Here is a 10,062-nt window from a genome sequence, read left to right as displayed (position 1 = left end):
TCCGAAGGGTTCTACGGATTAATAAGAGAAAGAGTCTGTGACTCGTTTTAATTGAGTTTGTAAACTCATCTACCATTGACAGATTCCAATAAAACGGTCGTCATCTCGACCGCAGCAACGCGAAGTGGAGAGATCTTTGTGCTATTTATTGAAATCAAATTTAAAAGATTTTGCTTCGCAGAGCCTTCGGGTTCTCCACTACTGTCGAAATGACGCCCTTGACAAAAGTCCAAGCATGCAACCCGCCCGGATTACAATGCCTCCATCCTCGTGTATCGAAAAACTTATTAACAACCATTTACGCCAGTATATTTAAAATATTCCTTCTAATAAGCCCTATTAACTCATTTAGAAACCAATTTTACAGGCGCCTGAAAGGACTAGAAAAAAATAAACGTTATAAATACGCTAAAAATACCGCTACTTTATTTTTTTATTTAATAAGTGTTACTACATTCGTGCGGACGTCTTATGAAACTAGACGCTGGTAAGTTAATCAAACATAACTTTATAGCGTAACTTCTTTGAGTGCTAATGGCCTCAATTTAGTAATTAAGGGGTTTTTATGCTAACCAAATTTATTAAACAGATGAAAGATGTTTCAGAGGAACTAGAACTTTTGTTGCGTGTAGCTGATGGTGATCGTCTGGCGTTTAATTTGTTGTATAAGAAATATCTCCATAATCTAAGAAAATTTGTCGCTTCGATTTCTGGTAATACCGATCTGGCAGATGAGCTTGTGCAGGACATCTTTGTTAAAATATGGCTTAACAGGAAAAACCTGCCCCTTATCGGATCCTTCAAACCTTACCTTTACCGTTGTGCACGAAACCTTTTAATCGATCATATCCGAAAATCAAAGACACAGATCAGGATAAAAGAGGTTTCAAAAACCCTTGAAGAGAACAGTTCTGTTAGCACAGACGATAATTTAATTTATTCACAGACCTTAAGCCAGCTATACAACGGCATTAACCTGCTTCCTGAAAAAAGAAAAAAAATTGTTGAGCTCAAAATAAACGATGACCTTTCTCTTGATGAAATTGCACTACAGTTAAAAATATCCAAATCGGTGGTCAAAAAACAGCTCTATACCGGAATAGCTTTTCTGAGAAATCACCTGAAACATTTATACAGGATTGCACCTTTTATTTCTTTTATATATTTTTTTCTTTAACGAGGGGGCCTTTTTTGTTCCACATCCGTCTTAAGCAGATATGGAACAAAAGGATGTTGAGCAACTCAGGCAAAAATTGATTCAGGGTGAATTGACTGAGCCTGAACAGCAGGACTTTTTTAATTGGTTAAAGCAATTAGATGAGCCTGAGCTAAACGCATTCATGCAAGAGTACAGCGCATCATTCGAACAAAAAACAGACAGCTTAGCGGTAGAACAGAACGAAGATTTAGCGAAAAAGATCGAAATGCGCTTAGATGCTTTAGAGGATATGAGCATACCATTCTGGAAACGCTCAGCTTTTAAACTCATGGCTGCCGCTGCAGTATTGGTTGTAGCCTGCTCATCTATATTTTTGTACTATGCTAATGCAGATGGGAACAAACGCACCACATTGTCCAAAAACACAACCATCCCACATGCAAAAGCTATCTATGGAGGAAGTGACAAAGTATTGCTTATTCTCTCAAATGGTAAGCGTATTGAAGTAAATAATTTCACAAATGGACAACTCGCCGTAGAAAATGGCTATTCTATCGAAAAACAAAGTAAGGGTCTTTTAAAATATAGAAAGATTAATGCCGCAACCGCTTTAGCATCGGGTAATTCAAACACCATCGAAACGCCCCGCGGTGGACAATATTGCGTTAATCTTCCTGATGGAAGTAAAGTTTGGCTGAATGCAGAGAGTAAAATAACTTATCCGGTAGTTTTTTCGGGCAATACCAGAAAAATTGCCCTTCAAGGCGAAGCTTATTTTGAGGTAGCCCATAATCCGAACAAACCTTTCATCGTCGATTTTGATGGCTCAAATGTAAAAGTGCTGGGTACCCATTTTAATATCTGCGCATACGGAGATGGCGAAATCCCTAAAACAACCTTGCTTCAGGGGTCGGTAGAAGTAAGTAAAGGCGACAGAAAAAAAATAATTTTACCTGGTCAGCAGGCCATTTTAAGTCATAACATTGGTATTGTTAATGTTGATACGAACCACGTAATGGGATGGAAAAACGGAAATTTTTCATTTGAACATGAACGCATCGGCACGGTGATGGGGAAAATATCCCGATGGTACGATGTTGATGTCAAATATCAGGGTGAAGTAACGCAGGAAGAATTTGTCGGTTCGATTCCAAAATCAAAAAATTTGGAAGAAGTGCTCCACAGGCTGGAGCTGACCGGATTGTTGCACTTTAAAATCAAAGGAAGGAGCGTGACCATTATGCCATAACCTTACAAAAACAGGCTGGCCCAATCCATGAAACAAAAGCCAGAGTGCTGTAACACTCTGACCTGACGTTTGGATCGCCACCAAGTATTCCAGACAATAGTACAACCAAGTATAAACCCAAACATTCAAATATATGAATTATTATGCATCACGCGTAAATAGGCTTCTGGCCTATCTGCGTAAACCGCTACTGGTTATGAAATTAACATGCTTACTTTTAGTTTCCTTAATGTTACAGCTCTCATTAGCCAGCAGCGGACAAACGGTAACGCTTTCAAAAAAGAATGCAGCTGTCGAAAAAATTTTCAAAGAAATTGAGCGCCAAACCGGTTATCAGTTTTTGTACACCAGGCAAATGCTTAGCGGAACTCACCCGGTGAGTATCGAAATTAACAAAATGAGTTTAGCAGAGGCATTGGATCTCTCGCTGAGGTCACAACCCATCAGCTATAAACTTGAAGATAATATTATCATTATCCAGCGGAGAGCAATAACTGAACCCACAACAAATAAAATAGCTGAAATCTCCGTAACAGGTAAAGTTACTGATGAGGCTGGTCTTCCAATCCCTTCTGTTAGCATTAAAATTAAAGGCACCAATACGGGTGTTCAAACCGCACCGAACGGAACCTATAGTCTTAAGGTTCCTACTGGTAGCGAAACATTGGTTTTTAGCTCGGTAGGCTTTGCTTCTCAGGAAATCGCGGTCAACAACAGAACCGAAATCAATGTTCAGCTAAAGGCCGAACTTAATAATTTAACGGATGTAGTTGTAATCGGGTACGGATTGCAACGTAAAGGTGATGTAACAAGTTCTGTAGCGAGTGTTAAAGCCGAGAATTTTGTAAAATCGCCGGTATTAGATGCAGGCCAGTTAATTCAGGGTAAAGTAGCCGGACTAACCGTTAATACGCCAAGTGGCGATCCTACCTCAGGTAGCAAAATCAGGCTTCGTGGAAACAACACACTCTTTGGTGCCAATGCCGATCCACTTGTTATTGTAGATGGTGTGCCAAGTAGCCTTAAGCTGGTTGCACCGGAGGATATTGAATCAATAGATGTATTAAAAGACGGTTCAGCAGCAGCCATTTACGGTGTACGCGGTACCAATGGCGTAATTATCGTTACCACTAAAAGATCTTCAGGAAAGAATAGCAACGTGGTGGAATATAGTGGCTCTGTAAGTACACAAACTATTGCCAGAAAACTCAACATGCTTACTGCCGATGATTACCGCAGGCAGATTGCCGAAGGAACGCGTCTTGCATCATACGATCTCGGCACGAGCACGGATTGGTTAAAAGAGATTTCAAATAAGACACCTATTACCAACATCCACAATATTACTTTCCGCGGGGGTAACGGACAAACCAATTACCTGGCTACGGTAAACTACCGTTATTTTAACGGGATATTTAAAAAATCTGACAACTCTACGCTTACTGCAAGGGCAGATATTAATCACTCCATGTTTGATAATAAGGTAAAAATTAACATGGGCGTTTTGGTACAGAACAATAAATATACCCAAACCCAGGATGGTGAAAGTTTCAATGGCGTTGTTTACCGTCAGGCCCTGATCCGTAACCCAACCTCTCCCCTTTTCGGTAGTGACGGACATTACTTTGAAGAACCGAACAATTTTGAATATGACAACCCTGTTGCGCGCCTTTTCGAAAGCACGGGGCTTAACCAAAACACCACTCAGCGTTTAAATTCGCAGATTACTTATAACCCGATTGCGGATCTTAAATTAAGTGCCTTAGGTTCATACACCAAATATGTTTCGAATGGTGGTTATTCAGAATCGAAGTTCCACATTTCCAACATCAGAGACAAACTTAATGGCTATGCCGCCCTGGGTTCTACCCAAAGTATAGACAGATTGCTTGAACTGACAGCTCAATACTCAAAAAAACTGGGCGACCATAGTTTCACGCTACTGGGCGGGTACAGTTATCAGGATAATTCGTTTCTCAATTTCTATGAGCGGAATTATGATTTCCCTACAGATGCTTTTGGCTATTATAATATTCAGCAAGGGCGTGGTGCAAACCGCGCTTTAGATGCACTATTGGGAAGTAAATATTCAGAAACCAACCTGATTGGTTTTTTTAGCAGGTTAACCTATAGCTACAAAGACAGATACCTGTTAATGGCCTCTTTAAGAAGAGAAGGTGCCAGCCAGCTTTATGGTGCTGAAAAACCGTATGGTAATTTTCCATCCGTATCTGTTGGATGGAAAATCACCAACGAAGCATTTATGAAAGATCAAACGATTTTTGACGACTTAAAACTTCGTGCAGGATATGGTGTAACGGGTAACCAGCCAAGTGATGGTTTCCGCGCTGTTGCATTATTAGGCTATGGTGCTAATGTGCTATCTAACGGCAACTGGATCCAGACACTCGTTCCTACACAGAACCCTAATCCGGCTTTACGCTGGGAAGAAAAAAGAGAGACTAATATTGGTCTTGATTTCAGCATGTATAAAGGAAGAGTTACAGGTACCGTTGATGTTTACAACAGAAACTACAATGGTTTATTATTTGATTATCAGGTACCTAGTCCACCAAACCTTTACCCTAGCACCAGGGCAAATGTTGGTACCATGCAAAATAAAGGTATTGAGGTTTTATTAAACATTGTACCGATCCAGAGCAAAGATTTTGAATGGACAACAAGTTTCAACTTTTCAACCAACAGAAATAAACTGGTTAGTTTATCTAACGATTTATACCAGGCCACAAACGACTATTTCACTACGGGGGCAACAGGTCCGCCAGCAACCACTTTTACCAATATTGTTCGTGTTGGCGATAACATTGGAGATTTTTATGGTTTTAAAGTTAAAGGCGTAACCGCTGATGGTCAGTGGATTTATGAAGGTAAAAATGGTGAAGATGTTTCCTACAACCAGTTTAATCATGCTTTTGAAGATAAAAAAGTACTTGGAAACGGTATTCCTAAATTTACCGGCGGATGGAACAATAACTTCAGGTATAAAGACCTCGATTTAAGCATCACTATGCGGGGCGCATTTGGTTTCCAGATTCTCAATTTCCAAAGAATGTATTATGAAAACACGGGTATTCAGAACTATAACCGGCTAACATCAGCTTACGATCCTGTTTTTGGCACAGCTGTTCTCAATAAGAATATGCCTGTAGAATTTAACAGCTACTACGTAGAAAACGGCGATTTCTGGAAAATTGACAACATTGTATTGGGTTATACCTTTAACAAGCTAAAAACCAAATACCTTAAAGGCGCAAGGGTTTATGTTTCTTCATTAAACACTTTTACCATTACTGGCTATAAGGGATTAGATCCAGAAGTAGACTGGAGCGGTTTGGCACCTGGTAATGATAATAGGGATAAGTATCCTACCGCCCGTACTTTTACACTAGGTTTTTCTCTTAATCTTTAATCCTTTACATCATGAAAACAAGATTTATATTGAGCACCGGCATCATGGCACTTGTAGTCCTGGTTATTAGTTTAGCATCCTGCACGAAGTTAAAGGACGAAAACTACGCTGCATTCATTCAAAATAATTTTACCCCTAATACCTCTGATGTTGCGGCGCTGGTTGGCGCAGGTTACACCTATTGGAGGCCCTTAATGCTCGGACGAAGCAACAACTCGATCTTTCGTACCAACGAGATTTCAAGTGATGAAGCCGTAATACCCGCCCGCCCGAACGGCTGGGTTGACAATGGGATCTATCGCCGCATGCATGAACATAGATGGACATCTGATGAGGACAATAGCTACCAGATCTGGAACAATGCCTATGGAGGCATTACATCATGCAACCGTGTACTTTATCAAATTCAATCCAACCTGATTCCAATTACTACGGGTAAAGATGCTACCATAGCCGAGTTGCGTGCCTTAAGAGCATCTTACTATTATGCACTCTGCGATTTCTTTGGCGGAGTACCTATAGTAGATAAATTTGATGTACCATCCGGATTCCTTCCACAGCAGAGCACACGCGCCCAGGTTTATGCTTTTATTGTTAAAGAACTTACTGAAAGCCTTCCAAATCTGAGCAAGGCCAATACCCAGGCTACTTATGGTAAATTTAATTACTGGGCTGCCACTGCCCTGCTTGCTAAAGTTTACCTGAATGCTAATGTATATATCGGCACTCCAGCTTATGCTCAATGCATTGCAGCCTGTAATGAGATCATAGCATCGAACGTATATACGCTTGAAGCCAATCAGAAAACTATTTTTCTTGACGCAAATGAAGGCAGCAGAGAAACTATTTTTGCCATTCCTTTTGACGAGAAATTCACAGCCAATGACGCTGATGCCTTTACGCTTCACATGGAAACACTTCAGCCAGAAAACCAGTCTACTTATAACTTCAAGAACTCGCCATGGGGCGGAATCTGTGCCACACCACAGTTTGTAAGCACATTCGATCCTGAAGATAACCGCCTAAAAGACAATTATGTGCAGGGGCAGCAATATACCGCTGCAGGTGCTGTTTTATTGGGAACCATTGGTGCAAGTAATGGCAAACCGCTGATTTATATCAATGAGCTTCCGGGTGTTGATCAATCAGATGAAGTACATGGTTTCAGGTTAGGAAAATTTGAATTCAAACCAGGTGCCCTGGTAGGGATGAACAACGATTTCCCTTTGCTTCGGTATGCGGATGTTTTAATGATGAAGGCCGAATGCCTGTTAAGAACAGGAGATGCCGCTGGTGCCGCTGCATTGGTAACACAGGTTCGTCAACGGTCTTTCTTAAGCAATCCTTCAAAAGCAACCGTAACTGGTAGCCAGCTTTTGTCAGGCAGCGTGTATAACTATGGCCTCCGCAATCACTTAACTTCTACTGTAGAAGGTGGAAGTGACATTCAATACGGAAGGTTTCTTGATGAACTGGGTTGGGAATTCAATACCGAAGGACGACGTAGACAGGATATGATCAGATTTGGTGTTTTCACCAAAAAATCGTGGTTATCACATTCGCCAAATGGAGATTATCGTACATTATTACCCATTCCACGTGCCGAACTTGCTAAAAACCCGAACATAAAACAAAACCAGGGATATTAGTCCTGATTACAGAGGTTGTATCATAAGATATAAAATTGTCATCCTGAGCATTAATTTATCACATAAAATCAATATAAATTAAAGGAGAATTTAACATTATGGATTTCCGCGAGAAATCTTCATCCGATAGCTATCGGATGAAGACATTTCTTAGGTATCTGTCATTAATGACTCAACGTGACAAAATCTGGAAAAAACTATCTTATGATACAGCCTCAAATTCAATTAAATATGAAAAGAAAATTTATTACCGTAATTACATTATTTTTAAGCTACCACATTTCCGTACAGGCCCAGTCTTTTCAAAAAACCCCGCAGGGTATCCACGCCGTTATTCAATCAATGGATGTAGAGGTAAGTTTTTATTCACCATCTATTGTTCGGGTTTTTAAAAAGCCAGAAGGGAGCCAGCCAAAAAAAGAAAGCCTCTCTGTTGTAAAACTTCCTGAACAGTTAACACCTGATATTAAAACCAACGGGCAAAGTGTAACCATCAGCAGTAAACTAATATCTGCAACGGTTAACCTGCAAACCGGAAAAGTTTTATTTGAAGATCCGAAGGGCAGGCAGTTATTTACAGAAAAAGATTATGGCACCCAGTTTACCGCGATAAAAGATGCCGGAAATCCTACGTATGTGGTTAGACAGGCCTATTTATTAGACAAGGACGAAATTATTTATGGGCTTGGCCAGCAGCAGAATGGAAAATTGAACCAAAGGGGTCAAAAATTACTCCTTAAACAGGAGAACACGAGGGTGTGTATTCCTTTCTTCCAATCGGTAAAAGGTTATGGAATTTTCTGGGACAACTATTCACCAACTACTTTTACAGATAATGTTCAGGAAACTTCATTTGATTCGGAAGTTGGAAACTGCGCTGATTATTATTTTATGTTTGGCGGAGGTGGCGACGGGGTGGTTGCCCAAATGCGTGAGCTTACCGGGCAATCTCCTATGATGCCCTTATGGTCATTTGGTTTCAGCCAATCGCGTGAGCGCTACAAGACACAGTTTGAGCTTGTTGATGTGGTAAAAAAATACAGAGCGTTAAAAATACCACTTGATGGTATTGTACAGGACTGGCAATATTGGGGAAAAGACGATAACTGGAATGCCATGAGTTTTGAGCCTAGCACTTTCCCAAAACCACAAGCCATGGTAGATAGTGTGCACCAGCTTAACGCCCATCTTTTTATTGTTTCATGGCCAGGTTTCGCACCAAAAACCCCGCAATACCAGGAGTTTAAGTCAAAGAATATGCTCATTAACTTTGATACATGGCCGCCGGGTGCAAACACCAAACCTTATGATGTTTATAACCCTACTGCCCGTAACATTTACTGGGATTACCTGAACAAAGGCATATTCTCATTGGGTATAGATGCCTGGTGGCTTGATTCTACCGAACCAGACCACATTAATATTAAGGAAAAGGATTTCGATCAGCCTACTTTTTTGGGGAGTTACCGAAGCGTAGAGAACGCTTTTCCGCTTCAACACACCGGTGGTGTTTATGATCACCAGAGAGCAGTAAGTAATACTAAACGCGTACTGCTGTTAACCCGTTCAGCATTTGCAGGTCAGCAACGATATGGAACAAACACCTGGAGCGGAGATGTTGGTTCTAACTGGCCTACACTAAAAAAACAGATCCCGGCAGCACTAAATTTCTCCTTAACCGGTTTACCTTACTGGAATGGAGATATTGGTGGTTTTTTCGCAGGTGACTTTGTGAAAGGTGGTGGCGCAAAAAATCCTGATTTTCAGGAATTATATAACCGCTGGATGCAGTTTGCAACCTTTACACCAATGATGCGTTCGCACGGTACCGATATACCAAGAGAAATATACCAGTTCGGCAAAAAAGGAGATCGGGCATTTGATATCCAGGAGAAGTTTATCAACCTGCGCTACCGCTTACTGCCATACACTTATGCAACTGCCTGGGCGGTAACGCATCACGCAGGATCCATTATGCGGCCATTATACTCACAATTCCCTAACGATCCTGCAGGTTTTGAAAACAACTCGGAGTATATGTTCGGAAGCTCGTTTCTCGTATCACCAGTTACCGATAAAGGTGTTACCAATCAGGAAATATACCTCCCGGCAGCCAGCAAATGGTTTGATTTCTGGACAGGTGAAGTATTTAAAGGCGGCCAAACGGTTAAACGTGAAACGCCGATGGAGATTATACCACTTTACGTAAAAGCAGGTTCAATTGTGCCTTGGGGACCGAAAGTGCAATATGCAACAGAAAAGAGATGGAATGATCTGGATATCCGCATATATCCTGGCGATAACGGTGATTTCGTTTTGTATGAGGATGAAAATGACAATTATAACTACGAGAAGGGAGAATTTTCAGAAATCCACTTCAAATGGAACGATGCCTCAAAAAACCTTACCATTGAGGATAGAAAAGGACAGTTTAAAGGCATGTTAGAAAAGCGCAAATTTAACATCGTGATGGTAAGCAAACAGAACGGAATAAGCATTGACAATCAAACCATTAATAAATCAGTTAATTATAATGGCCGTAAACTTTCTGTTAAACTCTAAGCCAAAAAAAGAG

The 10,062-nt window shown here is 40.7% G+C and carries 5 protein-coding genes; all 5 read left to right on the top strand.

Annotated features, from left to right (window positions below):
• Positions 1-565: 565 nt before the first annotated feature.
• The 5 genes from IM793_RS23555 (at position 566) to IM793_RS23535 (ending at position 10,049) form a co-directional block, all read left to right on the top strand.
• Positions 566-1,177 (top strand): RNA polymerase sigma factor, encoded by a 612-nt coding sequence (locus tag IM793_RS23555; protein ID WP_193425768.1) that lies wholly within the window; start codon positions 566-568, stop codon positions 1,175-1,177.
• 40 nt (positions 1,178-1,217) lie between these two features.
• The gene (locus IM793_RS23550) at positions 1,218-2,408 is read left to right on the top strand and encodes a FecR family protein (protein ID WP_193425766.1); all 1,191 of its coding nucleotides are present in this window, start codon (positions 1,218-1,220) and stop codon (positions 2,406-2,408) included.
• Between the two features lie 196 nt (positions 2,409-2,604).
• Positions 2,605-5,838 (top strand): SusC/RagA family TonB-linked outer membrane protein, encoded by a 3,234-nt coding sequence (locus IM793_RS23545; RefSeq protein WP_227256372.1) that lies wholly within the window; start codon positions 2,605-2,607, stop codon positions 5,836-5,838.
• Between the two features lie 11 nt (positions 5,839-5,849).
• Complete coding sequence (locus IM793_RS23540; protein ID WP_193425764.1) at positions 5,850-7,487, top strand: RagB/SusD family nutrient uptake outer membrane protein; 1,638 nt, start codon at positions 5,850-5,852, stop codon at positions 7,485-7,487.
• Positions 7,488-7,718: 231 nt separating this feature from the next.
• Complete coding sequence (locus IM793_RS23535) at positions 7,719-10,049, top strand: TIM-barrel domain-containing protein (RefSeq protein WP_193425761.1); 2,331 nt, start codon at positions 7,719-7,721, stop codon at positions 10,047-10,049.
• Positions 10,050-10,062 lie beyond the last annotated feature (13 nt).

Origin of the sequence: Pedobacter sp. MR2016-19, from assembly GCF_014947265.1 — a bacterium.
Taxonomy (GTDB): domain Bacteria; phylum Bacteroidota; class Bacteroidia; order Sphingobacteriales; family Sphingobacteriaceae; genus Pedobacter.
Note: the sequence above shows the minus strand (reverse complement) of the source record. Positions and strands in the feature narration are given on the sequence as shown.

What these genes read in the sequence shown, in the direction of transcription:
- IM793_RS23555 (WP_193425768.1), top strand. Translation starts at nt 566, where the DNA reads ATGCTAACCAAATTTATTAAACAGATGAAAGATGTTTCAGAGGAACTA.
- IM793_RS23550 (WP_193425766.1), top strand. Translation starts at nt 1,218, where the DNA reads ATGGAACAAAAGGATGTTGAGCAACTCAGGCAAAAATTGATTCAGGGT.
- IM793_RS23545 (WP_227256372.1), top strand. Translation starts at nt 2,605, where the DNA reads ATGAAATTAACATGCTTACTTTTAGTTTCCTTAATGTTACAGCTCTCA.
- IM793_RS23540 (WP_193425764.1), top strand. Translation starts at nt 5,850, where the DNA reads ATGAAAACAAGATTTATATTGAGCACCGGCATCATGGCACTTGTAGTC.
- IM793_RS23535 (WP_193425761.1), top strand. Translation starts at nt 7,719, where the DNA reads ATGAAAAGAAAATTTATTACCGTAATTACATTATTTTTAAGCTACCAC.